A 23,641-nucleotide genomic window follows, 5' to 3' on the forward strand; every position below is an offset into this window, starting at 1 on the left:
GTTCGCAGTTTTTCTATTAATCACACATTGTTTGATTCGACCTTCGTTTTAAACGTTGAATCTAAATATCTTTATTAACCTTTACGACCAAGTTGCTTACATGAAGTTCGATCTTCACGTTCATTCCTGTTATTCCAAAGACAGCAACGCCAGTCTGGATGATATTCTTGAATCTGCTGCTGAAAATGGGCTAGATGGGTTTGCAATATGTGATCACGACCGCATAGAAGGCGGTTTTGTCTGTGCAAAAAGAGCAGAAGAGCTCGGCTCAAAACTGATTGTCATTCCAGGTGTTGAAGTTAGTTCCTCAAAAGGCCACATACTTGCTCTTGGGATCACTGAGCCGATTGAACCTGGACTCAGTCCAGAAGAGACCATCAAAAAGGCACGTCAGCAGGGAGCAGTAGTTATAATACCACACCCCTTTAAACTGACATCCCATGGAATAGGTTATATTGAGGGTCTGGATGCAGATGCAATCGAAGTCCTTAATTCAAGGTGTGTGACCGATGGCCCCAATAATAAAGCCCGAGAAGCCGCAGAAGAACTTGGATTTCCTATGGTTGGCGGAAGTGATTCACATGAAGCGGAAATGGTTGGCAGGTCATATACTGAAATTGATACTAACGCCACAACCGCTGAAGAAGTGCTGGATGCTATCAGGACAGGAAAGACAAGTCCTGGAGGCGGAAAAACACCGATGTCATTTGTGGTAAAACAAATGTTCATAGGGCATATGAATAAACTCACAAGACGTCTTGGAATGAGATAAAAAATAAGCAGTCATGATTTAAATTATATCTCATCCATAATTAGAGGTATATCTTCCGGTTTTTCCAGTATGCTAATGCCTTCCAGTTCCTTTATTATCTCTACGTTCCTTGCATCGATATCCCTTACTTTAAGCTCAACAGGACCGCCTTTTATTGCATTGTAGTTGCAGAGGTCTTTACAGATACCACAGCCACTGCATTTGAGCAGATCTATCTGATCGGTTATCGCACCATTTGGACAATTATCCTTTGGAGGACATGAGTCACATTTCTGGCATTTTTCCCTGGCAATGCCATAAGGAAGCTCTGATATAACAACACCTGCAATATCAACAGGGACCACATATACAGGCACACCACCTTTTACAGCCTGGGCAACCGCGTTGCTTACAAGTGAATCTGCCGTGCCGTGTGCTATCTTGGAAACCGTATTTGATGTGGCTGGTGTGACTACAAGGGCATCATATTTGTCTAGCAGGAAACGTCCGGTCTTAGGCCAGCTCTTACCCTGCTGCGTTTCAAGGAAAACTTCCTCTAGGTATTCACCGCAGGATATCTTTTCCAGTTCCTGCTCAAGTCCATACATCCTCACAACTTCTTCGGCAGCACTGGAAAGGAAAGTGTTCACTCTGATATCGTATTCACTTTTCATCTGGCTGAATATTTCAAAACTTGAGGTGAGAAAATGGCCTGCTCCGGTAATTCCCCATGCTATCGTTTTTGCCATAGGGAGAAAATAGTCCTTCTGTGTTATATACTTTAATATACTTGATTTTGCATTGAATCCGAATGATTACAGATAACCATAGAGCAGTTTCATGGCTTCCTTTTCTTTTTCCCCGCCGCATTTATCCACAATATCACCATATGCCTTGATGAGTTTGAGGTACTTGTCCTCACCTGTAAGCTGGTATCTGGTTGCATGGATGCATGCCTCAATTACACCAAAAATCCCACGATTTGGAGCTCTTATCCGGCATTTATTGACATGTGTTCTCAAAGGAATGAGTTCAGCAACCAGAGCGTCAGATGTGAGTTTAATATTGATACATTCAAAAGCCACCCAGCACTGTGCCTCCTTGAGAGCTACGATAGTCCTTCCATTAACATTGGTAGAGTCAAATTCAGAGTCTTTCAGATCGGAAAATGTTGAGTTTACAAAAGTGATGGCATCCCATGTGGTATTTGCAACAAGGACCTTTTCTGACAACACATTATCATAAGTGGTGGACCCTTTAAAAAGACGCACAAAAAGTTTGTCATTTCTGCGAATAATACCCATGGGTGCAGCATTCATAGACCATCCTCGATTTGTTGTAACAATAGTTTCCGAAATGCCTTCGTATATCCCGTAATCCTCAAGATTCAATTTTATGTGCATTAAAATCGGACTCCGGCAAGTAATGCTATGAACAGACCTGCAATGACCATATCTGCTGTGGAACCCGGGTTTATCTTCTTTTGAAGAAGCTCCTTATCCAGTTTCTCGATCAATGGTAATATACTATTAAAGTCTTCACCGATATTATACATTTGCTCAAGTATCCCTTTAGCTTTTTCAGATACATAAAGAGCCGTATTCGTATCATATTTAGTGCTTATGAATGTGTCTTCATTCTCAGAAAGCATCTTCAGAAATGCATAAACGGTAACATTATTAATATCAGCCTGAAGCCTGGGAGCTTCCAGGCCGTTCATACCATCAATTATCAGTTCCGCACAACGGGCACATCTCTTAAAACCCGTGACCCATTCATTGGCTATGATATCATAACCTCTGGCAATGTCCATGAGTTTGTAAAGGCTCATGTCCTTTTCATGGAGCTCATCTATAGCACTGTTGCTTTGAAGATCGAATTCATCAACGGAATTGACCTTGACACCTGCAACATCAAAACAACTATAGAAATCCACTGAATCTGCAGTTGTAGTATTTTTGACTATCCTGTAAGCAGACTCTGTTAGTTGCTGGATAGTAAATGTTTCATCTTCCTCAAACAGCTCTCCGGCAGCCATTGCAAAAGGTATCAGTAACAGAAAAGCCCCGAAATGGGTATTGCCGCCTTTCTGCCAGCACATGCTTTCATTAACTGCGCTTTTTATAAGTCTCCCTACACCAGTCTCGCAGGAAACTGCTTCTTCAATTACAGGATAAACAGCACTTGCAGATGCAAGGAAGTGCTCGTATCTTGTATCTTCATAATCACTGAACCTGTCAATATTCCCGGGTTTAGGTGAAGAGGAAACCTCAAGACACATGGCAAGCTGCGCACACCGTGCAATATGTGCTGGCAGAGGATAAGCCCCCCTGTCAATTGTGTAGAGAGAATCGATCATCTGTACCTTCTTCTATCTTCTAGCTAAGATGTGATTTTAATTTTGCTATTCATGCCTGACTGTTGATAGGCTTTTTAGCGTGCTCAAGTATGTAATCTGCAAGTTCCTTTTTAAGGCGCATGTACTCTGAATCTGAAAGACCAAGGGTTTCAAGTACTCCATCTCTCAGATAGCATGGTTTTGATATCTTACAGCACCATACAAGACTGCCAAAACATGTGCTATCGCCATATTCAAGCATTGTGCCTTTTGCAAATTCCATCTTTATATCTGCAAATTCCTGTGCGGAATAGCCAAGCTTGGAAATGTTGTGGTGAACCGGACATGGTTTTACAGGCAGGCAGCAGAATGCAAGTCCTCTAAGGTCGCCTTCACCGCGGCAAACATGTTTAGGTGCGTTGTACCAACCCATGTCTTCCTGCTGTATTGAGATCCTGTTCACAAGCTGACTTATTATGCCAGGCTCATCCAGAACAACACGTGCCACAGAAACCATTTCAGCTCCCCTTGTGAACATATCCTTTGCAGCCTCAATGTCAGTGACAGAGTTGTTGCAAATGAGGAACATTCTGGTAGAGTCGCGAATCTCTTTTATGAGTTTCAGGTCTGCACCGGTACCTTCCTTCATGGCATCAAGGTGAAGTATGTCTGCACCGGCAGCTTCTATTGCTTTTACAAGTTCAATATCATCAACAACATTTGCACGTACTTTTACAGAGAGCACGACCCCTGTTTCCTTGACCTTTGATATCCATTCGCTAAGCTTTGGAATATCATTTAGCAATGCCTGTCCGACACCGATATCTGTCATTTCCTTTTGTCTGCAGTGGGCATCAAGTTCAAGTATGGCACCGGCATCCTTTACAATCTCTGCTGCCTTTATGAGAGGGTCGACCTTTGAGCTCCTCACATTAATCCCGACAACAGGCCCTTCATTCATAGCTTTTATCTCGTTCTCTATAACCTTAAGAGGCTCATGGGACTCAAATTCCTTTCTTCCACGGGAAACCATTTCTGCAGCGGCTTTCTGTGTTGCAGAGTCGAGGTTATATCCTCCAAGGATCACAAGTCCTGCATCATTTGCTTTATCATTCGCAAAAGTACTGTTTGTAATTCCCCCCATGGGTGCAAGCGCTATTGGATTTCTGAAAGAGAAATCACCTACCTTAATATCAAAAAGATCATCAGACACGTTTTTACCTCAGGTAAATATAATATATATCAAGATTGATTTGAATTGTCTTCTATGCCGCTGAATAATGATAGGTTCTATTATTAAAATTGCGCCTTGTTTTGAGTTATTTTCCTGCAAAATAGTGTTTAGGCTTAAAGCCTATATACTATCAGCACAGACATTTAAAATAACCATAGATTCACACATATGAGTCTATGAATAATGTAAATGTGGAGGTAAATTCATGAACTGTATTGTTTGTGGTATTGAAAGTGAAACAAAGTATTGTGATGAGTGTGGAAAGGTAATGGATGAGGTAATAAGAACCGTAGGAGAAAAGCGCTGGAATGCAATTGATGATTGTTCTTTCATCTATCCGATGGTTCTCAGGGTTGCCAGAGGTGAGCTTACAGTCCATGATATAATCCAGGCTCTTGAAGTCGAGGATTAATCATCTTTCTTTTTTTAAATAGAAACATATTTCCAAAAAAAAGTGATCATCAGACTTACGTGTTAATCTTTAAGTTTCTCCAAACACTTTCTTTAAGGTCTGATATTTGAGTAATACCATTTGATTTAACATTATACCATTGATTTTCCGATATGGAAAATTTCACCCAAGTCATTTTTTTTTAGGTTATTTTCATGGCAGATCCAAATTATCATTTGTATCAAGTTCCCAGAATGGATTAAATGCGACCTCAAATAAATGTCCGTCTAAATCCTTAAAGTATCCGCTGTAACCTCCCCAGAATACTTTTTGTGCCGGTTTTACAATTGTTGCCCCAATCTTTTTTAGATGTTCGAGAACATCTTCAACTTCTTTTTCACTTTTAGCATTGTAGGCAAGTGAAATTCCAGAAAATCCTGTAGTTTCATCTTTTACTGTTGCATCATCAGCTAAAAGATTTCTTGGATAAAGAGAGAGAACAATTCCTCCAAGCGGAAACAATGCAAGATGATCCTGACTTGCAGAAGATCTTTTCCAACCTAACCCTTTCTCATAAAACTCAACTGATCTTTCGAAGTCGCTTACTCCAAGTGTAATTACATTAATTTTTTGTCTCATATTATACCTCTGGCATAATCAATTTATCTCGTTTTTTCTTCAATTCCTGTGCAGTTTAGCACAAGAAAATGGCAATGAATGCGCAGCTTCTGAGAGCCGGATAGTTGAATTCTTAACGTATTACAGCAGGCAAAAGGCTATTCCTATTAACAATAAAAATGCACTTTCATAGTTTTATTATTTTACATTCAGATAGATTTCAGAAACATTTTTTATGGGAAACACCATTTCTGTCAACATGATACAGGATATTCTTATCCCATTCATTCTTGTAGGTCTGGCGGAACTGGGAGATAAGACACAATTAGCTGTACTTGTTTTGTCCACGAAAACAAGAGAATACGCTCGTTTACTTGCCGGAGTGATGCTGGCCTTTATTCTGACAGATGGTCTGGCAATCCTTCTTGGAAATGTTATTGCAAACAGAATACCAATGGATTACGTGCGTATTGGTGCCGGGGTCATGTTCATCCTTTTTGGTGTGATAACACTGGTCAACAAAGATGAAGAGGATGAAGAAGGTACATATGAATTAAAAAGTCCTTTTATGTCCGGTTTTGGTCTTATCCTTGTATCTGAGATGGGAGACAAGACACAACTTGCATCTGCACTTTTTGCAACACAGTACAATCCGGTTATGGTATTCATAGGTGTCATCCTTGCACTGTTCCTGCTCTCTTCAATGGCAGTATATATAGGCAAGATGCTCATGGAGAAGATCAATAAAAACACTATTTCCAGAGCTGCAGGTGTTCTCTTTATTGTAATCGGTATTTCATTCTTCCTCTGAAGTACGGTTATTTTTCCTTCCTTTTTTGCAGTCAAAACAAAAATTAATAAGGCAGGAGTTTTAACATTAATAAAGGAGGTTTTACAATAGTACATATACTCAGGTGCAAGGATCTTGGCTTCAATGATGATTTTATAGTCATTGACAATGACCCGAAAAAAGCAAAGGAAAGAATGAAGGAACATGTCCTGACCGAGCACAAGGAAGAATTTGAATCACTATCAGACTTCCATCAGGAAGAGATCATTTCCAAAATGGATTTCCTGCTCACACGCGGTTGTGGCTGTGGAGTGCTTAAGCTCTAAGCCATCATTTATATTTTACTCACCCTTTACTGTTTACTTTGCTGAGAATTGTCCTTTTTTGTTCTGAAAACAACATAAATAGCTGCAAGCAAAAGAGGAAATCCTATTCCTAAAAGCAATACCTCAAATCCGTCATCTGAAGCATCAAATCCATTCACATGGAACAGACTGGTGTCAGTTTTTGTTACAGCTCCAGAGAACATGAATAGAAATAGTACCGTCAACAGCGTAATACCAACAATAAGATACCTGTTATATTTCATACCAACCATCTTAGTTGTTTAATTGGATTATAAATAAATGTTGTGATTCATATCCAATAATTTTAAGATGACGTGTTATTTTTAAATAGAATATGAAATTTCAATGAGATATTAAATTATAATAGTGTTGAAAGTCCACACGACATATTAGTACGCTATTGTCACAAGCTATATATCATTTGATTTCATCTCAGCTATTGAGAGAGGAAGGACGGCCGCCGGGTCATTTGACCTGAGGAAAGTCTCCCCACCTTCTAAACACACGAATGCCTGTAAAGGGCATCGGGCGAGAGCCCGGGCAGTTGCTTTGCAACTCATGTGCTCTGCACATGCTGGCACAGAAACGATACCGTACCATGTCAATGCAATGATGCTGAAAAAGCTGAGGTCTCATGGAATGCGGATGGAACGGCGAATCCTCGTGGGTGCAAGTCAGTAGTAGGGGGCAATGGTTGTTTAGACCATTCCCGAAGTTTATGTACGCGTAGCCGAATGCCGTCAATGCAGCTCTTATGAGCACATCATCCTGCCGGTCGGGATGAATGTATTGCATTAACAGAAGGGAGCTTACTCTCCTCACTCAACAATAATCTAATTTTAAGTGTTAGCTTTTGAGCCAGGAAGTAAGAATTCTGTAATAAATTTTTTAGCTAGATCTTTATACGTTTTGTTGAAAGCTGCCACTTCCAGATACATTTCAAAGAGCTCATTGCTGCTGTTTAGCGCATTAAATACTTTTTCCGGCTGACTTTGCATCAATTTTGCAAGGTAAAGTGAATACTTAAGATGTTCGCCAAATTCTGCATAGCACTTATTTTCATATTCCTTAAGTTTTCCTTTATTGCCTATGTTCATTGCAACAATTTCTGCCGCAATCTGTCCGGATCTTATGGCATAGGGCAAGCCCTCACCTGTCAGCGCATCAACGAAACCTGCTGAATCTCCGCTTAACAGAACTCTGCCTTTCACAAGTTTTCTTTTATGACCACCACATGGGAGTATATGCCCCCTTAGTTTGTACTCTCCGTTAAATCCATTATCTGCAAGGAATTTCTTCATGGTTTGTTTTGGATGTGGGGAATATTTTGCCATAGCACTTCCAAAACCTATGGAAAAATTATCATCATGCGGGAAAATCCAACCATATCCCATTCCTTCAGGACTAAAGTCTATTTCAATCACATCATTAGGTCTGTCAATATTTTTGCAGTCTATTTCAGTAACAAGACATACACCATATTCCTCTCTGCTATCAGGTTCCCTAACATGATTTTTAAGTGTACAAAGCGCACCGGTTGCAATAACCACAAATTTGCATTTATAGGTGTTTTTATCTGTTGTAACTGTTACTGAATCCTTTTCCGGTAAAATACCAGTGGCTTTTTCCCCTAAATTTACATCTATTCCTGTTTCTTTTGCCTTTTCAAGCAGGAAATTATCAAAAGTGCTCCTTGTTACAAGGAAATTTATGATATCATCCTTGTGAAATTCAACAACTTGGTCCCGGTAGCGAAGTTTTCCTTTAAAAACAGACTTTTTGATTAACTCTGCAGATATATCAAAATCCAGATAGGATATTGTATGCCCTGATATTGCTCCTCCGCATGGTTTATACCTGGGAAATATCTCTTTTTCTAAAATCAGTGTTTTAAGCCCTTTCTGTCCTGCGATTCTGCCAGCCGACGAACCTGAAGGACCTGCTCCTATGATTATAAGATCATATGTCTTCGCATCCATCTATATTCAATATTAACTTGAAAGTATTTTAAGTGTTTCAATTACTTTATCGTAGTCAACCTTTGTGTTGAAACATCCATCATTAAGCATTGGAATACCATACGTTACGATTTTCTTGCCTTTAAGGCCCATCATAACCTTATTTAGCTCATAATCACATGCAATGAGTAAGGCTGCATCGTAATTTTTTTCTTTAAGAACATGCTTTACAAACGATGAGCCTGTTACAATGTAAAGATCATATCCATATTTAGGAGCGTCTATTTTCAATTGGCTGAAGACACATTTACCACATTTGATGCATTGTATCCCGGTTCTTTTTGAAGAAGCAGGGCAATCCATTGCACGCATGCAATGAGGAGCTATGATCATACGTTTATTGGTTTTCTTAAAACTATTCCTGTTGGAGATGTTCTTCAGGGATACCATCCATTTATCAAGAATACGCGGATCTGAAAACTTATAGAAGAAATATTTCAGTGGCATATAGAAGAAATCCAGTATGCCTGCAAAGAATCCCGCAAGCCATACATGCCTGTTCAGGCTGATACGACTGACCAGCAGTGCTATTGCTGCCAGCAGGAATGAAATGATAAGTAAGAGAGTCACAATAATGCCAATTACCCTATACATCGTCGCATTCCTCCATCTTCCTTATGACCTCATCCACATCAACCTGGGTATCATAGCAACCATCCCGCAGCAGTGAAACGCCCTGTACGACCATAAATGGTGATGCTCCCTGCATGGACTCTGCAAGTTCAGGATAACAAGCTACCCCTATACAACTTTCCGGCCGATGCGCTTTGATGATCTTTTTCACAAAACTGCCTCCGGGAATAATATAAACTTCAAAGTTTCGTTCTTTGGCAGCTTTACATATGGCTCCGATATCACACAGACCACACAATTTACATTCGTATCCTATTAAAGGGTCACAACGAGCTTTACAGTTCGGATGCCTGAGACACTGAGGAAGAAACACGACCCTGCCATTTTTGATCTCTTTGAACTTATCAAGCATTACAGCATTACGAACCTCTACAAGAATCTCGTCTACAAGCGTATCTTTAATACTGAACACCCTGCATATCCACTTTGCAGGTCCGTAGAACAGATAAAGAATGAAGAGAACAAAATTAGGAAACAATATTTTGTGTTTCTTGAAACTGTAAGCACCAACCAATAGCGCTATTGATAGTACTACAAGTACAGTCACAAATATAAGAATAAAGACTTTTCCAAGTAATTCATAAGGGATTTGCATGAGAAAAGTAAATAGTACGAATAAGTATATTCAATTTGCCCTAAAAATAAAAGATAGAGTGATAAAATCACTCTGGTGCATCGCTGAGGTCAATTCCCATTGCTTCTGCAGCAAGAACTACTACATCCTCAACTTCAAGTTCCTTTGCGCCTATTGCATCCCTACCGTCACTGAGATTCCTTTTACAGAATGGGCATGCACTTGAAAGGAGTTCTGCGTTGGTTGCAAGTGCGTCTTCAACACGGGTTGAAGCAACACCGAGTGCGAGATCAGGAATACCTGCTTTTACTCCACCGCCAGCTCCACAGCAGCGCTGGTTCTCTTCGATCCTTTCCATCTCAATGAACTCAATACCTGGAATTGCTTCAAGTACAGCTCTTGGAGGTTCAAAGACACCAACGTGACGTCCGAGGTGACATGGGTCGTGGTATGTGACCTTCTTATCAATGGACTTCTCCCAGTTGATCTCTCCCTTCTCGATGAGATCCTGCAGGTACTGTGTGATGTGCATTACCTTAAATGGAAGTTCCTTTTCTGTGAGTCTTGGCCAATCGATAAGTGACGCTCTGAAACATCCTGCACATGCGTAGAGTACAATCTTTGCACCCTTTGCCTTGATGTTATCAATGTTCTTCTGGGCATTTACTTTTGCAGTGTCATTGACGAAATACTGACCGGTTCTGATAAGTGCTGAACCACAGCATATCTCATCCTCACCAAGCATTGTGAACTTGATTCCAAGCTTGTTAAGAAGACGTGTTGTTGCAAGAGCAAGTTTCCTCTGCTTGAGTTCTGCGGTACATCCACCGAAGTAAAGGATCTCTGCCTTATCTTCTACCTGAATGTCATCAGGGAACCAGTTGATCCTGTTTGCATTGTCTTCCATGTATGGGTTCTTGTACTCACCAATGAGCTTGAGGAAAGCACCCTGCTTGCCGAATGGACCGTTTCCGCGCTTTACAAGGTTTGCACGCATGGATTCCCAGAGTTCTACGGTGTTAATTGCTGATTCACAGACTGTTGCACACATACCGCATGTTGTACAGCCGTATACATCGTTCTTGAACTGTTCGATATCTTCCTCTGGAATCTCTTTTGGACCGAAGAGCTTTGCACGAAGTCCATAGGACTGGTTCATGTATTCTCTCCACCTGAGGATCTTGTCTCTTGGTGCAAGTCCTGGATCCTGTCCGGATGCATCGTATGTTGGACACCATTCCACACATTCGCCACAGCGGCTGCATGAGTCAAGTTCCATAAGCTGAACAGCTGTAAAGTTTTCAGTTGTAATGGATGGTTCACGTTTTGCCATTTTATTCTCCTCCCTTGTTTGCAAGGAGTGCAAGTGGAATTGCTATTACGTGTATATACTTACTGAATGGAATATATGCAATACAGAACAGAAGTGAAATAACCACGTGGAAAAGTGCCATTGGTGGTGCGAATTCAGAGTCAATTCCGAATCCCCAGATTCTGCCTGTTCTGATACCATCAGAAATGAATCCTGAAATGGTAATAATAGTAAGTCCTATAAGAAGAATAGAATCGTATGCGATTGTTGCCTCTCTGACCTTTACAACAAAGAGCCTTCTGTAGATCGCGATTACAATACCGATGAGCAGTATGTAACTGAATACGTCATTTGGAACTGAAAGAAGCTCTCTGAATGTCTCAGGGATCATGAACCATGGAAGTGAATGAGCATATCCTACCTTCTCGCCTATCAAGTGTATCATCTCAACAGCGAACATTGCACCGGACATTGCAAAAAGAGTCATCCAGCCTACGAAAATAGTGAAGTGCATAAACCATCTGAGAGGGCTTCTTCTCAGGATCCTTCTCTGGAAAAGGATGTCAAGTACAAATGTTTCAAGAACGGACTGATTGTGAACATGTGCATGCTCACTCATCTGATACATGAGCATTTTAGGGAATGCCATTATACTCTTAGATGGGGAAGCACCATATCCTGTGGAGCCCATACCCCATTTCTTTAAGTTAATGTACATTCCTACAACAAAAATACCCATGGCAAGAATAGAGATGAGCATCATCTGCACAAAAGTAACCCTTAGTGCATCGGTTACACCGGCAAAATAATCCATATTTTTCTTCTCCTGATATTATTATAAAGATATAATTATTATAAATATTAGCTATGCTTTACTTTAAAATAACCAGTTTGGTTTGCATGATTGTGGTGCCGATATTATTTAAAGATTTTCATCATTAAAATCTACATCGGCTGACGTGTTGTTGTGCTCAATCTCCACACAATTGACGATAAATAATTAATTAACCTTATATGTCGTCACATGCTTAATTAGTCGAAGAACAAAAAAGAAGCAATAGGTAGACTTTACAAATGGACCTTAAAATTGTGCTCGTTGAACCTCTATACCAGGGAAATGTAGGTTCAGTTACAAGAGCAATGAAGAATTTTGGATTCTCTGACCTTGTACTTGTAAATCCCTGTAAGTTATCAGACGAAGCAAAAGCCATGTCCTCTCATGCAAGGGATCTTCTGGAAAACGCAAAGAGAGTTTCAAGTCTGGATGAGGCCATTGCGGATTGCAGTATTATAATAGGTACTACAGGTATAGCAGGGTCAAGATTCGATTTGCATCTCAGAGTACCCGGATATTCTCCAAAAGAGATGAAAGAACGCCTTTCAGGTCTTGAAGGAAAAGTGGCAGTTCTTTTTGGAAGAGAAGATAATGGGTTCACCAGAGAAGAACTTAAAAAATGCGATCTGATAATGACAATTCCAACATCGGAAGTCTATCCTGTCATGAATCTCTCACATGCTGTTGCAGTTGTTCTTTATGAGTTCAGTGATATCAAAAGTGCACAGGCCCCTCTTGCAGACTCAAGGGATATGAGAATACTATATGAACATTTTGCAGAACTTCTTGATGCTATCGACTACCCTGAACACAAAAAGGAAAAGACGAATCTGATGCTTAAAAGGATATTTGGAAGATCCTGCCTGCTCTCTAGGGAAGTCCACACATTGCATGGAATTTTCAGGAAGATACAGAGAAAATCCGGCAATAATTACGAAGATGAGAATACCGATTGTGAAAATTAGAATAGACAGTAAGGGATGTGTTTCGAAATGTTCATATCATTTGAAACCTATGTTGCATTCCCTAAATGATTTTTAACTAATTATTGATTGAACATGACTGAAGGTAAGTGGGACGAAAAATTCGTAGTGTTCCTTAAAAAATACTATTGGGATGATATTCTTCAATTGGCTAATAGCTATCCCGACCAGCGCAGCTTGGAAGTGGACTTCTACGATCTAGATGTTTTTGACAGGGAAATAGCAAACGAACTTCTTTTTAACCCGGATGAGGTACTGCCAAGTGCTAACAATGCACTCCAGCAGATCGATCTTCCGGTAGAGAAAAAACTAATTGACGCTAAAGTGCGCTTTGTCAAGATCCCGAACAAGATACCAAACAGGGATCTTAGAAGTAAGCACCTTTTACAATTCGTTGCCATCGAAGGAATGATACGCAAAGCAACAGAAGTACGTCCTAAGGTGCTTAATGCCGCATTCCAGTGTATGCGCTGTGAACATGTGACAATGGTCCCCCAGAATGAGATCAAATTCGTTGAGCCAGTGGAATGTGAGAATGAAACATGTGGTCGAAAAGGACCATTCAAGATCCTTGTCAACCAGTCTGTTTTCGTCGATGCCCAGAAACTTCAGATACAGGAATCTCCTGAGAACCTCAAAGGCGGTACTCAACCTCAGAGTCTTGATGTTGATATTGAAGATGACCTTGCAGGTCTTGTAAAACCTGGTGATCGTGTTATAATCAACGGAGTGCTTCGCTCTCACCAGCGAACCACAAGAGAGGGAAAATCTCCTTTCTATGACCTTGTACTGCATGCAAACTCCATTGAATACACTGATCTTGAATTCGATGAGCTGGAAATAACACCTGAAGAGGAAGAAGAGATACTTGCCCTGAGTCGTGATCCTGAGATATACCAGAAAGTTATCGGGTCAATTGCTCCTTCAATTTACGGTTATGAAGATGTAAAAGAAGCTCTTTCACTTCAATTATTCTCAGGTGTTGCAAAACACCTCCCTGATGGTTCAAGGGTACGTGGTGATATTCACATGCTCTTTATGGGAGACCCGGGTGTAGCTAAAAGTCAGTTGCTAAGATACATGGTAAAACTCTCACCTCGTGGTGTTTTTGCATCCGGTAAAAGTGCATCATCAAGTGGTCTTACCGCAGCAGCCGTTCGTGATGACCTTGGAGACGGCCGTTGGACACTGGAAGCCGGTGCGCTTGTTATGGCAGACATGGGAATTGCTGCAGTGGACGAGATGGATAAAATGAGCACCGAAGATAAAAGTGCACTCCACGAAGCTATGGAACAGCAGACCATCAGTGTTGCAAAGGCGGGAATCCTTGCCACATTGAAATCCCGTTGTGCGCTCCTTGGTGCAGCTAACCCAAAATACGGTCGTTTTGACAGGTACGAAGGTATTGCCCAACAAATCAACATGCCACCTGCCCTTATTTCAAGGTTTGACATGATATTTGTCCTTCTGGATACCCCGAACGAAGACATGGACTCCAAGATAGCAAAGCATATTCTCAAATCACACTATGCAGGTGAACTCTCAGAACAGCGCAAGAACCTGCCTTCAAGTACTATAACCCAGGAACAGGTTGATGGTCATATGGAAGTTATCAAACCTGTAATTAATCCTGATTTTCTTAGAAAATACGTAGCATATTCAAGAAGGAATATCTTCCCTGTAATGGAAGATGAGGCCCGTGACCATCTTGTGAAATTCTATATGGACCTGCGAAGGATGGGAGACGGAAAAGATGCACCTGTCCCGGTCACAGCACGTCAGCTTGAAGCTCTTGTAAGACTTGCAGAGGCCAGTGCACGTCTGAGACTCAGTAACGTTGCAACCATGGATGATGCAAAAAGAACCACAAGAATCGTATATTCATGTCTCAGACAGGTTGGTGTCGACCCGGACACCGGGGCATTCGATGTGGATGTAATTGCCTCTGGTACAAGTAAGAGTCAGAGGGACAGGATCAAGACTATCAAGGAAATCATAAAGTCAGTCGGAGAAAAGCACCCCGGTGGAAAAGCCCCACTTGAAGAGGTTTATGCAGAAGCCCAGAACCAGCAGATAGACAGGCAACATGCTGAAGACCTTATTGCACGCATGAGGCGTTCCGGCGATCTTATTAAACCCGACAAAGAACATGTAAAAGTAGTTTAGAATCAGGAGTGAAGTGACCTCATGTATCTGAAAATCCATAAATCAGGCGATAGCACAATTGTTGCTCTGTGTGACAGAGAACTTATTGGAAAGACACTTAAAGAAGGTAACATAAAGGTTACTATAACTGAAGAATTCTACAAAGGAGAACTCATATCCAGGGAAGAAGCAGTTGAAATTCTTTCAACAGCAGGAAATGTAAATATCTTTGGGGAAAAAGCAGTATCTTGTGCCATTGAATGTGGGGTTGTAGATAAGAATAATGTAAAGATCATTAATGAAGTAGCACATGCCCAGGTATTTCGGATATAATTGCTACGAGGTTTTGTTATGAATAACGAGATGGCGGATCAGGGCGCAGAGAACAGTGCGCCACATACCTATGACAGGAAAGAGCTTATTGAAGCCGTTGTAGTGAAACACAAAAAGTACATTGATGAATACACTACTGAATTCAATGAGATTGGAAGCAAAATGAAGGAACTTCAGGACAACATCGATTCTTCCAAAAAGAACAGAACAGAGGTTCTGGAAAAGATCGAGATACTGGCTGAAAAGAGACAGTTGTTCTATCACCAGGCAGAGAAATTACTGGATGAACTCGCAGAATCTGTATCTAGTAGCGATTTTACCCGTGAGAAATCTAATGTTATGGATAAATTATCCAAAGTAAAAGGTTCACTGAGTCCCGAAGAGGAAAAAAAGCAGGTTGATTTGATCCTTCAGAGTATCTCAACACTGGGGTCAAAGGCATCCGGCATCGATAGTCAACTTGCAGTAATTAGCGAAAGAATAAAAGATGCTATTGGGTACAAAATAGAAATGAGCTCAATAGACAGTTCTGAAGAATCATTCAACAGCAACATGTCTTCCTGTGAAGAAGGAATAAAAGAGATCGAACCACGTTACAAATGGCTGGAGAACAGAATCAATAGTCACAAGGAAGCTATGGGATACTGGGAAAAGCAGCCACTTTCCAGTGACAAGCAGGAGGTTGAAGCATGAGCGATATCGACGTTTCATCAATGAATGAAAAAGACCTCAAAAATAAGGTGAACGACCTTCGTACCCAGATAGGCCACCATGAACGCGAGCTTAAAGGTATTTTCCGCGAACTCAAACTTCACCGCACAAACACCGATGATCTGAAAAAGAAAAGAGACAAGCTGAACGGCCAGGTAAAAGAACTGGTGGGGAAAGCACGCAATTCAAAATCAAAAAGAGATGAAATAAATGCAAAGATCTCTTCACTGAAAGCATCCAGAAATGCTGTCAATGAAAAAAGCCGCTCATTCTCAGATAATATCAACGAGTTCAAGACAAAAAGAGATGAACTCAACAAATTGTCAAAAGGAAGTGTAGAAACACTGTCAAAAGCCTATGCCGCTGACCTTGAACTTTTCCTTAATGCAGATATTCCATTGAAACATGAGATTGACCTTTTCGGAAGGCTCCTTGACCTGAAAGAACGTCTTGGAGCAGCTTTTGATGCAAACGCAATGCATGAGAAACTCATGGAAACCTATGCAGAATCCAAGGAAGTGTTTGAGTCCAGAGACGACTTTGGTAGTGAGATCGGTAAACTTGCTGAAGAGTCACAGAAATATCACCTTGAGATGATAGAACTCTACAACCAGGCCGATGAACTGAGAAAGGCAGCAGATACCGCTCACTCACAAATATCCGAGAAATATGCAGTTACTGCACCTATCAGAGAAAAGATCGATCCACTCAAAAAGAAAATAGCAGCCCTCAGAGAAGAACTTGATGTTTATCTTAGCAAACTCAATGACATTCAGGTTGAAAAGGATGATAAGAAGCAGGAAGAACATCTTGTTGTTGCAAAAGAGAAACTTGAGAAGAGTGGTCGTCTGAGTCTTGAAGACCTGAAAGTCCTTATGGAAAAGGGAGATCTGAAGTTCTGATCGTTCCCTTTCTGACTTTTTTATTGCAATTTCATTTTACTTTTTAATAGCAACTCTGCACAATATTAATGCGGATATGCATGCAAATGCCTGAAGTATAGTAAATCCACCAGTCTGTACCGTGGACGGATCTCCGGTTGAATTCTGGTCTTCTTCCTGGACAGAATTATTTGTCGTTTCTACAATTTCAGGCTCTGGATAATCGTCATCCAGATATTGATACACAGGTTTGAAAGTGATAAGTTCTCCCCCGGGACTTACATAGATCGTATCTACAGTAATACTAAGGATTTCTGAACTTTTAGAATATGCAAAAATATCACCTTCGGACAGGATATCGTCCTGTAACAATTCACCGTCATGTAAAAGCTTCACCCACACCTGTTTTTTATCCGGGTTAACACTTTTGACACTTAATGAATAGCCCTGATAGAAATCCCAGGAATCGCCAGTTGTCAGGAATATTCCCGTACCATTTATTAATACAGTATCTGTACCCATATCCATGCCCAAAGCTGAATTGATATGCAGAGGCTCAGCATTAACTGCCGTTGTTATGGTACTTAAAAGAAAAAAAATAAAGAAAACAGAACAAGTCCTTTTCAGAAAATCCATGAAAGGTCACTTCATCAACTAATCACTGTAACGGCAATTTCCGGCAATGATCTCGTGTTTTTTATTATTTTTGTCAAGAACAACAAGTGCACCTTTTTCAGTGATACCAACTGCTTTTCCTTCAATAAGCTTTATAGGAGTTGTAACCTTCACATTTCTTCCAATGGTATCTGAAAGATTTATCCACTCATCTACGATCTCAGCAAACTGCCTTGTCTTGAACCTTATATATTGCTGTTCAAGTTCATAGAGAAGAGAAGCCAGGAAAGACGTCCTGTCAATTGGTTTTCCAATTTCATTTGCAATACTGGTGGAATCTCTTCTAATATCATCTTTCAGGTCAGGAAGTTTGACATTTACATTAATACCTATTCCAAGGACAACATAATCTACTTTCCCGATCTCAGCACTAACTTCTGTTAGTATTCCGCATATCTTCTTACCTTTGACAAGTACATCATTGGGCCATTTGATATGAGCATCCACACCCATATTCCTGAGAGTATTGGCCACGGCAATACCTGCAACCAGAGTCACCTTTGACAGATTCTCAAGAGGGATTGAAGGTTTAAGAATAAGGGAAAGCCATAATCCTCCAGGAACAGATTGCCATTCCGTACCCATACGGCCTCTTCCGTTCTTCTGGGTCTCTGCAAGTACAACAGTACCCTCTGAGGCACTGGGTGCAATTTCTCTGGCAGTGCTATTGGTAGATTCAAGTTCGGAATAGTAGCGAACATCGTTACCGATTAGACTGGTTTTAAGAATATTTTGCAGCATCTCAGGATCGACCTTATCAGGACAGGAATCTAATATGTATCCGGTCTTCGGTGAAGATCGGACATCATATCCTTCTTTCCTGAGGGCCTTTATGTATTTCCATACCATAGCCCTGGTGATGCCTAACTTTTCTCCAATCTCCTGCCCGGATACCGGAGTCCCTTCTGATTTCCTTAATATACTGATAATGGATTTTTTATTATCATTCACAGGCATTCCACCCTATGGATGTTACTCCCCAATTAAACATACGTTGCCAAAGTTTATTACTTTGTCTGTTTTTTGGCAGCATTCACATATGAACTTACAGCAGCCGTTACCGCAGCAACTTTCTGGTCCTGATTGGAAAGTGCAGATGCAAGTGTTGCTCCCTTGGCAGAATCTTCTTCAACAACCTTTCTGACATCATCGATAATATTATAATCATCTATGAAGTGAGTTGTGAGCTTTCCTTCCCTGAATGCAGGATGCCTAAGAACTGCCTTGTGGAATGGTATGTTAGTTGTTACTCCAACGACAACGTACTCATAGAGTGCACGCTGCATCCTGTCAATGGCTTCGTCCCTGTCACTTCCCCATGCACAGAGCTTGGAGATCATTGAATCATAATATGGTGAAATGGTGTAACCCATGTGAACACCACTGTCAACCCTGATACCTGGTCCTCCGGCTGAACGATATCTTCTTATCTTTCCTGGTGAAGGAGCAAAATCATTCAGTGGATCCTCAGCATTTATACGACACTCAATAGCCCATCCTCGGATAGTGATATCTTCCTGTTTGAATGGCAATGGTTCACCGCATGCGATATGGAGCTGTTGTTTTGCAAGGTCTATACCTGTGATCATTTCACTGATAGTATGTTCTACCTGAAGTCTTGTGTTAACCTCAAGGAAATAGAAATCACCTTTAGAATAAAGGAACTCAACTGTACCTGCATTTTCATAGCCTATTGCTTTTGCAGCCTTAACAGCAGTTTCTCCCATCTTCTGACGTAGTTCCGGTGTCATTACCGGAGACGGAGCCTCTTCAATAAGCTTCTGATGTCTGCGCTGGATAGAGCATTCCCTTTCCATGACATAAACAGCATCACCATACTTGTCAGCAAGTATCTGGAACTCAATGTGCCTTGGTTCCTCAACATATTTTTCAATAAATACGGTCGAATCTCCAAAAGCAGATTCAGCAACGGACTGTATAGAATGAAGTGCATTGTTGAAATCTTTTCTGGAATGAACTATCTTCATTCCTATTCCACCGCCGCCTGCAGATGCCTTGATAATTACCGGATAGCCAATGCCATCTGCGATATCTGCAGCTTCTTCTGGATCAGAGATAGCTTCATTGGTTCCGGGAACTACAGGAACTCCGGCTTCTATCATGGTGTTCCTGGCAGCTATCTTACTTCCCATCTGCTCAATAGCCTTGCTGGAAGGACCGATGAATGTAATACCTGCTTCCTCGCACTTGCGGGCAAATTTAGCATTCTCTGAAAGAAAACCATATCCAGGATGAATTCCTTCTGCTCCGCATTCAAGTGCAACTTCTATTATTCTGTCACCATTCAGATAGCTCTGACTGGAAGGTGCAGGACCTATATTGTATGCTTCATCTGCATACTTTGCAAAGAGAGCATTCTTGTCAGCTTCGGAGTGAACTGCAACGGTCTGCACACCAAGTTCACGGCATGCACGCATTGCACGAATTGCTATCTCACCCCTGTTAGAGATAAGTACTTTCTTGAACATGTCTGTTCACCTACTCAATACTCAAAAGTACATCACCTGATTTCACAGCATCACCCTCTGAGATCAGTATGGCTTTGACAGTTCCGCCGTGTGGTGCGTGAATTGCATTCTCCATCTTCATGGCCTCAATAACACAAACAGTGTCACCTTCGTTGATACAATCACCTACGCACACCTTTACAGAGAGAACCATTCCCTGCATGTGGCTTGTTACAGCTCCGGGAACAGAGTCTGCTGTTGGCTTATCAGCTGCTTCAACAACCTGTACTGCACCGCCAACCGGATTGACCTTTACATTGAAGACCTCACCATCGATCTCAACATTATACTCTGTTGGTATACCGGTCATATCAGATACAGCACATGGATTCTTTTTCCCCATGATAGGTGTAAGTTGTTCTTCCTCGAGTTCACCCTTGAGGAATGCAGGAGCAATTGCAGGATAAAGTGCGTATGTAAGGATATCTTCTTCCTTCTTGACAATACCCATTTCCTCGGCTTCCTTTTTAACCTTCTCATATTCAGGAGCTATAAGGTCAGCAGGTCTGCATGTGATAGGTTCTTCGTCACCAATGATCTTTGCGACAATCTCGTCACTGATCTTCTGCGGTGGTCTGCCGTAAAGACCGCGGACATAGTCCTTTACCTCTTTTGGAATTACCTTGTATCTTTCACCCATGAGCACATTCAGAACTGCCTGGGTACCTACGATCTGGCTTGTTGGTGTGACAAGTGGCGGATAACCAAGTTCTGCACGGACAAGTGGCATTTCCTTTAGCACATCATCAAATTTGTCAAGTGCATCCTGTTCCTTAAGCTGTGAAACAAGGTTTGAAAGCATTCCGCCAGGGATCTGGTAAAGCAGAACATTAGTATCGACCTGCTCTGATATCGGGTCAAGGATGCATCGATATTCTTCCTTGAGCTCCTTGAAGTATTGTGAAATCTCTGAAATAAGTTCTAAATCAAGTCCTGTTGCACGCCCGGTCTCAGCAAGCGCTGCTACAATGGATTCTGTTGGTGGCTGCGATGTTCCCCATGCAAATGGAGAAAGTGCAGTGTCAAGAATATCAACACCTGCTCTGCATGCAGCCATATAGCTCATTGGAGCCATACCTGAAGTACAGTGGGCATGCAGGTCTACAGGGAGATTGACCTCAGTCTTAAGAGCCTTTACAAGATCATATGCCTGCTGCGGTGAAATAAGACCTGCCATATCTTTGATACAGAGTGAATCACATCCAAGCTCTGCAAGACCTGTGGCAAGCTCTACATATTTATCTACGGTATGAACAGGACTGATAGTATACGCAATTGTACCCTGTACATGTGCCCCTTCCTTTTTGGCTACAGTAATGGCTTTTTCCATGTTGCGTATATCGTTGACAGCATCAAAGACCCTGAATATGTCAATACCGTTCTCATAAGCCTTCTTTACGAACTTTTCAACAACATCATCCGAATAATGCCTGTAACCTACGAGGTTCTGTCCCCTGAGAAGCATCTGTGCAGGAGTTTCTTGCATGTGTTTTTTAAGTTCTCTTAGTCTCTCCCATGGATCTTCATTTAGATACCTTATAGAACTGTCAAATGTTGCTCCGCCCCACATCTCTAAAGAATAGTATCCGACCTGGTCAAGTTTATCCACAATCGGGAGCATGTTGCGGGTGCGCATTCTTGTGGCAATGAGGGATTGATGCGCATCTCGAAGAATAGTTTCAGTTATTTTTACTTTCATGGGAATCCTCCGGGAGTTTTATAATAGTATAATGATCAATGTGATAGAGAATCATCTAATTTCCAGATGAAATTGTACCTTATATATCATGTTCTTTTATGTAGTTTCTGGTGAGCGTTTATATAGCCACAGATGCCACACAATCATGATTTATAAACAAAGAAAAAGAGAGAAAAATATAGTTACGTTGCCATTAAATATCTTACAGAGGATCTATTTTTCTGGTAGTTCCCTGAAAACCCTGATAATTTCCACCCTCATCAAAAAGCATTTTTCCATAGATATCAATGGGTACCAGATCCATCTCCTTATTATAGATTAATGACTCTATACGGGTTCTAGAATTATCAGTCCCATTTTCCAGGAAATAAATAATAATTTCATTCAATTTTTGCATTTCGTTTTCAGGAAAATGATCACTTAATTTAGTACCTATCCATTCTTCAGGAGCATAACCTGCTATATCGTAAACTGCAGGATTCACATAAGTAAATACCATATCTTTATCTATAGTCCAGATGCAGTCCATGGTATTCTCAGCAAGAAGACGATATTTTCTTTCACTTTCCTTTAACTCTTCTTCAATTTTTCTCTGCTCAGTAATGTCCTGACCCGATGAAAGTATCCCGGTCACATTACCATATTTATCTTTCAAAGCAACATGTAACCACTTAATAAGTTTTGATTTTCCACTGGGAGTAATAATATAACTTTCACAGTTAATCTCTTTTTCTCCATCAAAAATCTGCTGACCCCTTTTCATTGATGATTCCCTGCATTCTTCAAGAATAAATTCATTCACGAAGTGATGACCTATGACATCATCAATTTCCCTCTCCAGGATATCAAGACCTTTTTTATTAATGAGAGTACATTTTCCATCAGTTTCTATCACAGCTATCAAAACACCGGCAATGTTCAGGTAGTTTTGAGCTTTTTCATGCTCATCCTGAAGCTTTTCTTCAATCTTTTTTCTCTCATCGATCTCTTTTTTGAGCATTTCATTAGTTTCTTTAAGCTCGGATGTCCTCTGAGAAACCAGTATTTCAAGCTTTTCCTGTTGTCTCTTGAGAATATTTCTGGAATTGATTTCCTCTGTGATGTTTTCCATAATAAGAGTAACACCATTTTCCCCATCGTCAAATGTAGAAGGGATTATCTTAGCCTTGAAGAAACACAATTCATTGTCAACGAATATATCTAAAGTCTCTACCTGCTCATTTCCATTCCTAGCATCCTTTATACTTTCCAGTAAGGTCTTGTTGGAAATCATCGGAGGGAACACATCACATAGTTTTTTGCCCTGTATTGCGTTTTTGGAAACTTTACTAAGTTCTAAAAACCTATCATTTGCCTGAACTACTTTGTTGTTATCATTAATAACTACGATAAAATCAGATGAAAAGTTAAGCAAAGTGGAAACAGGTATCCTTTGTGACAGAAAATAGACTTTTGCAGTGCCCACATTTTCCATCTCAATGTGACCACTGATCCTCAGAAGTTCCAGATACTTTGCAACTGTATTACGGTTAACACTCACATGTTTGGAAATATCCGTGACACTCATGCCACGAGGATTTTCTTTAAGAAGTGATTTTATCTTAGCAGCCTCGTCATTATATAACTCCATTAATATAATAGAGACATTTTCTCTTTATAAATTTTACGAGCAATGTAGCTGTTAATTGGAAGTGGTACACAATAAAAGAGGTTATTATATCCACTTTACTTAGAAATAAGACAGCATATCCCGTAGGATTTTTATCCAAAAAACAACAGAGCTGATTTCTTCTCAAATATTGTTAATATATAGGATAAATTTATATATGTACCCATGATAATATT

26 protein-coding genes and 1 other RNA gene are annotated in these 23,641 nt (G+C 40.7%); 11 read left to right on the plus strand and 16 right to left on the minus strand.

Annotated features, from left to right (window positions below; translation table 11 throughout):
* Positions 1 to 100 precede the first annotated feature (100 nt).
* The gene (locus BLP52_RS01135; protein WP_091707956.1) at positions 101 to 772 is read left to right on the plus strand and encodes a CehA/McbA family metallohydrolase; all 672 of its coding nucleotides are present in this window, start codon (positions 101 to 103) and stop codon (positions 770 to 772) included.
* 23 nt (positions 773 to 795) lie between these two features.
* Here the strand turns inward: BLP52_RS01135 and BLP52_RS01140 are convergent, their stop codons facing one another.
* From BLP52_RS01140 to BLP52_RS01155, 4 genes are all read right to left on the minus strand, one after another.
* Positions 796 to 1,500 (minus strand): dihydromethanopterin reductase (acceptor), encoded by a 705-nt coding sequence (locus BLP52_RS01140; protein WP_091707958.1) that lies wholly within the window; start codon positions 1,498 to 1,500, stop codon positions 796 to 798.
* Positions 1,501 to 1,566: 66 nt separating this feature from the next.
* On the minus strand, positions 1,567 to 2,154 hold the full coding sequence (locus BLP52_RS01145) for a DUF447 domain-containing protein (RefSeq protein WP_091707960.1): 588 nt from the start codon (positions 2,152 to 2,154) through the stop codon (positions 1,567 to 1,569).
* Positions 2,154 to 3,110: a triphosphoribosyl-dephospho-CoA synthase gene (locus BLP52_RS01150; protein ID WP_091707962.1), complete on the minus strand. Its 957-nt coding sequence runs from the start codon at positions 3,108 to 3,110 to the stop codon at positions 2,154 to 2,156. Before BLP52_RS01150 ends, BLP52_RS01145 begins: the two co-directional genes overlap by 1 nt.
* A gap of 49 nt (positions 3,111 to 3,159) precedes the next feature.
* Positions 3,160 to 4,302 (minus strand): methanogenesis marker 9 domain-containing protein, encoded by a 1,143-nt coding sequence (locus tag BLP52_RS01155; RefSeq protein WP_091707964.1) that lies wholly within the window; start codon positions 4,300 to 4,302, stop codon positions 3,160 to 3,162.
* Positions 4,303 to 4,528: 226 nt separating this feature from the next.
* Between BLP52_RS01155 and BLP52_RS01160 the strand changes: the two genes are divergently transcribed.
* Positions 4,529 to 4,735 (plus strand): hypothetical protein, encoded by a 207-nt coding sequence (locus BLP52_RS01160; RefSeq protein WP_091707966.1) that lies wholly within the window; start codon positions 4,529 to 4,531, stop codon positions 4,733 to 4,735.
* 192 nt (positions 4,736 to 4,927) lie between these two features.
* Here the strand turns inward: BLP52_RS01160 and BLP52_RS01165 are convergent, their stop codons facing one another.
* Positions 4,928 to 5,353 carry a VOC family protein gene (locus BLP52_RS01165; RefSeq protein WP_091707969.1) on the minus strand — a complete coding sequence of 142 codons (426 nt, stop codon included), beginning with the start codon at positions 5,351 to 5,353 and terminating at the stop codon, positions 4,928 to 4,930.
* A gap of 238 nt (positions 5,354 to 5,591) precedes the next feature.
* On the opposite strand from BLP52_RS01165, the gene BLP52_RS01170 reads away from it, so the two are divergent.
* Positions 5,592 to 6,143 (plus strand): TMEM165/GDT1 family protein, encoded by a 552-nt coding sequence (locus BLP52_RS01170; RefSeq protein WP_091708380.1) that lies wholly within the window; start codon positions 5,592 to 5,594, stop codon positions 6,141 to 6,143.
* Between the two features lie 173 nt (positions 6,144 to 6,316).
* On the plus strand, positions 6,317 to 6,448 hold the full coding sequence (locus BLP52_RS14745) for a hypothetical protein (RefSeq protein ID WP_274377629.1): 132 nt from the start codon (positions 6,317 to 6,319) through the stop codon (positions 6,446 to 6,448).
* A gap of 26 nt (positions 6,449 to 6,474) precedes the next feature.
* On the opposite strand, the gene BLP52_RS01180 is transcribed toward BLP52_RS14745, so the two are convergent.
* Positions 6,475 to 6,720, minus strand: coding sequence for a hypothetical protein (locus BLP52_RS01180; protein WP_154717759.1), 246 nt, complete (start codon positions 6,718 to 6,720; stop codon positions 6,475 to 6,477).
* A 190-nt stretch (positions 6,721 to 6,910) separates the two neighbouring features.
* Between BLP52_RS01180 and rnpB the strand changes: the two genes are divergently transcribed.
* Positions 6,911 to 7,293, plus strand: an RNA gene (gene rnpB / locus BLP52_RS01185) — RNase P RNA component.
* 15 nt (positions 7,294 to 7,308) lie between these two features.
* Here rnpB and BLP52_RS01190 read toward each other — a convergent pair.
* The 5 genes from BLP52_RS01190 to BLP52_RS01210 form a co-directional block, all read right to left on the minus strand.
* Positions 7,309 to 8,448: a geranylgeranyl reductase family protein gene (locus tag BLP52_RS01190; protein WP_091707974.1), complete on the minus strand. Its 1,140-nt coding sequence runs from the start codon at positions 8,446 to 8,448 to the stop codon at positions 7,309 to 7,311.
* 12 nt (positions 8,449 to 8,460) lie between these two features.
* Positions 8,461 to 9,081, minus strand: a complete 621-nt coding sequence (locus tag BLP52_RS01195; RefSeq protein WP_091707976.1) for a DUF116 domain-containing protein — start codon at positions 9,079 to 9,081, stop codon at positions 8,461 to 8,463.
* Entirely contained in the window at positions 9,074 to 9,715 is a 642-nt protein-coding gene (locus BLP52_RS01200) for a DUF116 domain-containing protein (protein ID WP_091707978.1), read from the minus strand. The genes BLP52_RS01195 and BLP52_RS01200 overlap by 8 nt, the downstream gene beginning before the upstream one ends.
* Before the next feature lie 67 nt (positions 9,716 to 9,782).
* Entirely contained in the window at positions 9,783 to 11,027 is a 1,245-nt protein-coding gene (locus tag BLP52_RS01205; protein ID WP_091707979.1) for a (Fe-S)-binding protein, read from the minus strand.
* Position 11,028: 1 nt separating this feature from the next.
* Complete coding sequence (locus BLP52_RS01210; protein ID WP_091707981.1) at positions 11,029 to 11,820, minus strand: respiratory nitrate reductase subunit gamma; 792 nt, start codon at positions 11,818 to 11,820, stop codon at positions 11,029 to 11,031.
* A gap of 260 nt (positions 11,821 to 12,080) precedes the next feature.
* Between BLP52_RS01210 and BLP52_RS01215 the strand changes: the two genes are divergently transcribed.
* The 5 genes from BLP52_RS01215 (at position 12,081) to BLP52_RS01235 (ending at position 16,915) form a co-directional block, all read left to right on the plus strand.
* Positions 12,081 to 12,806 (plus strand): RNA methyltransferase, encoded by a 726-nt coding sequence (locus BLP52_RS01215; protein WP_091707983.1) that lies wholly within the window; start codon positions 12,081 to 12,083, stop codon positions 12,804 to 12,806.
* A 93-nt stretch (positions 12,807 to 12,899) separates the two neighbouring features.
* A complete protein-coding gene (locus BLP52_RS01220) occupies positions 12,900 to 14,990 on the plus strand; it encodes a minichromosome maintenance protein MCM (RefSeq protein ID WP_202905703.1) in 2,091 nt (696 codons plus the stop codon).
* 21 nt (positions 14,991 to 15,011) lie between these two features.
* Positions 15,012 to 15,302, plus strand: coding sequence for a DUF424 domain-containing protein (locus tag BLP52_RS01225; protein WP_091707986.1), 291 nt, complete (start codon positions 15,012 to 15,014; stop codon positions 15,300 to 15,302).
* Positions 15,303 to 15,320: 18 nt separating this feature from the next.
* Positions 15,321 to 15,995 carry a hypothetical protein gene (locus BLP52_RS01230; protein ID WP_091707987.1) on the plus strand — a complete coding sequence of 225 codons (675 nt, stop codon included), beginning with the start codon at positions 15,321 to 15,323 and terminating at the stop codon, positions 15,993 to 15,995.
* Positions 15,992 to 16,915: a coiled-coil protein gene (locus BLP52_RS01235; RefSeq protein ID WP_091707989.1), complete on the plus strand. Its 924-nt coding sequence runs from the start codon at positions 15,992 to 15,994 to the stop codon at positions 16,913 to 16,915. The genes BLP52_RS01230 and BLP52_RS01235 overlap by 4 nt, the downstream gene beginning before the upstream one ends.
* Before the next feature lie 36 nt (positions 16,916 to 16,951).
* On the opposite strand, the gene BLP52_RS01240 is transcribed toward BLP52_RS01235, so the two are convergent.
* Positions 16,952 to 17,416 (minus strand): S-layer protein domain-containing protein, encoded by a 465-nt coding sequence (locus tag BLP52_RS01240; protein ID WP_162272918.1) that lies wholly within the window; start codon positions 17,414 to 17,416, stop codon positions 16,952 to 16,954.
* 4 nt (positions 17,417 to 17,420) lie between these two features.
* On the opposite strand from BLP52_RS01240, the gene BLP52_RS14750 reads away from it, so the two are divergent.
* On the plus strand, positions 17,421 to 17,552 hold the full coding sequence (locus BLP52_RS14750; RefSeq protein WP_274377630.1) for a hypothetical protein: 132 nt from the start codon (positions 17,421 to 17,423) through the stop codon (positions 17,550 to 17,552).
* On the opposite strand, the gene BLP52_RS01245 is transcribed toward BLP52_RS14750, so the two are convergent.
* From BLP52_RS01245 to BLP52_RS01260, 4 genes are all read right to left on the minus strand, one after another.
* Positions 17,549 to 18,520 carry a biotin--[acetyl-CoA-carboxylase] ligase gene (locus tag BLP52_RS01245; protein WP_238380673.1) on the minus strand — a complete coding sequence of 324 codons (972 nt, stop codon included), beginning with the start codon at positions 18,518 to 18,520 and terminating at the stop codon, positions 17,549 to 17,551. The two genes, BLP52_RS14750 and BLP52_RS01245, sit on opposite strands and share 4 nt — an antisense overlap.
* 56 nt (positions 18,521 to 18,576) lie before the next feature.
* The gene (locus BLP52_RS01250) at positions 18,577 to 20,058 is read right to left on the minus strand and encodes an acetyl-CoA carboxylase biotin carboxylase subunit (RefSeq protein ID WP_091707995.1); all 1,482 of its coding nucleotides are present in this window, start codon (positions 20,056 to 20,058) and stop codon (positions 18,577 to 18,579) included.
* A 10-nt stretch (positions 20,059 to 20,068) separates the two neighbouring features.
* Positions 20,069 to 21,796, minus strand: a complete 1,728-nt coding sequence (gene oadA / locus BLP52_RS01255; RefSeq protein WP_091707997.1) for a sodium-extruding oxaloacetate decarboxylase subunit alpha — start codon at positions 21,794 to 21,796, stop codon at positions 20,069 to 20,071.
* Between the two features lie 202 nt (positions 21,797 to 21,998).
* Complete coding sequence (locus BLP52_RS01260) at positions 21,999 to 23,426, minus strand: PAS domain S-box protein (RefSeq protein WP_091707999.1); 1,428 nt, start codon at positions 23,424 to 23,426, stop codon at positions 21,999 to 22,001.
* Between the last annotated feature and the right edge of the window lie 215 nt (positions 23,427 to 23,641).

It is taken from the genome of Methanolobus vulcani (assembly GCF_900100715.1).
GTDB classification, from domain to species: domain Archaea; phylum Halobacteriota; class Methanosarcinia; order Methanosarcinales; family Methanosarcinaceae; genus Methanolobus; species Methanolobus vulcani.

What these genes read in the sequence shown, in the direction of transcription:
- BLP52_RS01135 (WP_091707956.1), top strand. Translation starts at nt 101, where the DNA reads ATGAAGTTCGATCTTCACGTTCATTCCTGTTATTCCAAAGACAGCAAC.
- BLP52_RS01140 (WP_091707958.1), bottom strand. Translation starts at nt 1,500, where the DNA reads ATGGCAAAAACGATAGCATGGGGAATTACCGGAGCAGGCCATTTTCTC.
- BLP52_RS01145 (WP_091707960.1), bottom strand. Translation starts at nt 2,154, where the DNA reads ATGCACATAAAATTGAATCTTGAGGATTACGGGATATACGAAGGCATT.
- BLP52_RS01150 (WP_091707962.1), bottom strand. Translation starts at nt 3,110, where the DNA reads ATGATCGATTCTCTCTACACAATTGACAGGGGGGCTTATCCTCTGCCA.
- BLP52_RS01160 (WP_091707966.1), top strand. Translation starts at nt 4,529, where the DNA reads ATGAACTGTATTGTTTGTGGTATTGAAAGTGAAACAAAGTATTGTGAT.
- BLP52_RS01165 (WP_091707969.1), bottom strand. Translation starts at nt 5,353, where the DNA reads ATGAGACAAAAAATTAATGTAATTACACTTGGAGTAAGCGACTTCGAA.
- BLP52_RS01170 (WP_091708380.1), top strand. Translation starts at nt 5,592, where the DNA reads ATGATACAGGATATTCTTATCCCATTCATTCTTGTAGGTCTGGCGGAA.
- BLP52_RS14745 (WP_274377629.1), top strand. Translation starts at nt 6,317, where the DNA reads ATGAAGGAACATGTCCTGACCGAGCACAAGGAAGAATTTGAATCACTA.
- BLP52_RS01180 (WP_154717759.1), bottom strand. Translation starts at nt 6,720, where the DNA reads ATGGTTGGTATGAAATATAACAGGTATCTTATTGTTGGTATTACGCTG.
- BLP52_RS01190 (WP_091707974.1), bottom strand. Translation starts at nt 8,448, where the DNA reads ATGGATGCGAAGACATATGATCTTATAATCATAGGAGCAGGTCCTTCA.
- BLP52_RS01195 (WP_091707976.1), bottom strand. Translation starts at nt 9,081, where the DNA reads ATGTATAGGGTAATTGGCATTATTGTGACTCTCTTACTTATCATTTCA.
- BLP52_RS01200 (WP_091707978.1), bottom strand. Translation starts at nt 9,715, where the DNA reads ATGCAAATCCCTTATGAATTACTTGGAAAAGTCTTTATTCTTATATTT.
- BLP52_RS01205 (WP_091707979.1), bottom strand. Translation starts at nt 11,027, where the DNA reads ATGGCAAAACGTGAACCATCCATTACAACTGAAAACTTTACAGCTGTT.
- BLP52_RS01210 (WP_091707981.1), bottom strand. Translation starts at nt 11,820, where the DNA reads ATGGATTATTTTGCCGGTGTAACCGATGCACTAAGGGTTACTTTTGTG.
- BLP52_RS01215 (WP_091707983.1), top strand. Translation starts at nt 12,081, where the DNA reads ATGGACCTTAAAATTGTGCTCGTTGAACCTCTATACCAGGGAAATGTA.
- BLP52_RS01220 (WP_202905703.1), top strand. Translation starts at nt 12,900, where the DNA reads ATGACTGAAGGTAAGTGGGACGAAAAATTCGTAGTGTTCCTTAAAAAA.
- BLP52_RS01225 (WP_091707986.1), top strand. Translation starts at nt 15,012, where the DNA reads ATGTATCTGAAAATCCATAAATCAGGCGATAGCACAATTGTTGCTCTG.
- BLP52_RS01230 (WP_091707987.1), top strand. Translation starts at nt 15,321, where the DNA reads ATGAATAACGAGATGGCGGATCAGGGCGCAGAGAACAGTGCGCCACAT.
- BLP52_RS01235 (WP_091707989.1), top strand. Translation starts at nt 15,992, where the DNA reads ATGAGCGATATCGACGTTTCATCAATGAATGAAAAAGACCTCAAAAAT.
- BLP52_RS01240 (WP_162272918.1), bottom strand. Translation starts at nt 17,416, where the DNA reads ATGGGTACAGATACTGTATTAATAAATGGTACGGGAATATTCCTGACA.
- BLP52_RS14750 (WP_274377630.1), top strand. Translation starts at nt 17,421, where the DNA reads ATGCCCAAAGCTGAATTGATATGCAGAGGCTCAGCATTAACTGCCGTT.
- BLP52_RS01250 (WP_091707995.1), bottom strand. Translation starts at nt 20,058, where the DNA reads ATGTTCAAGAAAGTACTTATCTCTAACAGGGGTGAGATAGCAATTCGT.
- oadA (WP_091707997.1), bottom strand. Translation starts at nt 21,796, where the DNA reads ATGAAAGTAAAAATAACTGAAACTATTCTTCGAGATGCGCATCAATCC.
- BLP52_RS01260 (WP_091707999.1), bottom strand. Translation starts at nt 23,426, where the DNA reads ATGGAGTTATATAATGACGAGGCTGCTAAGATAAAATCACTTCTTAAA.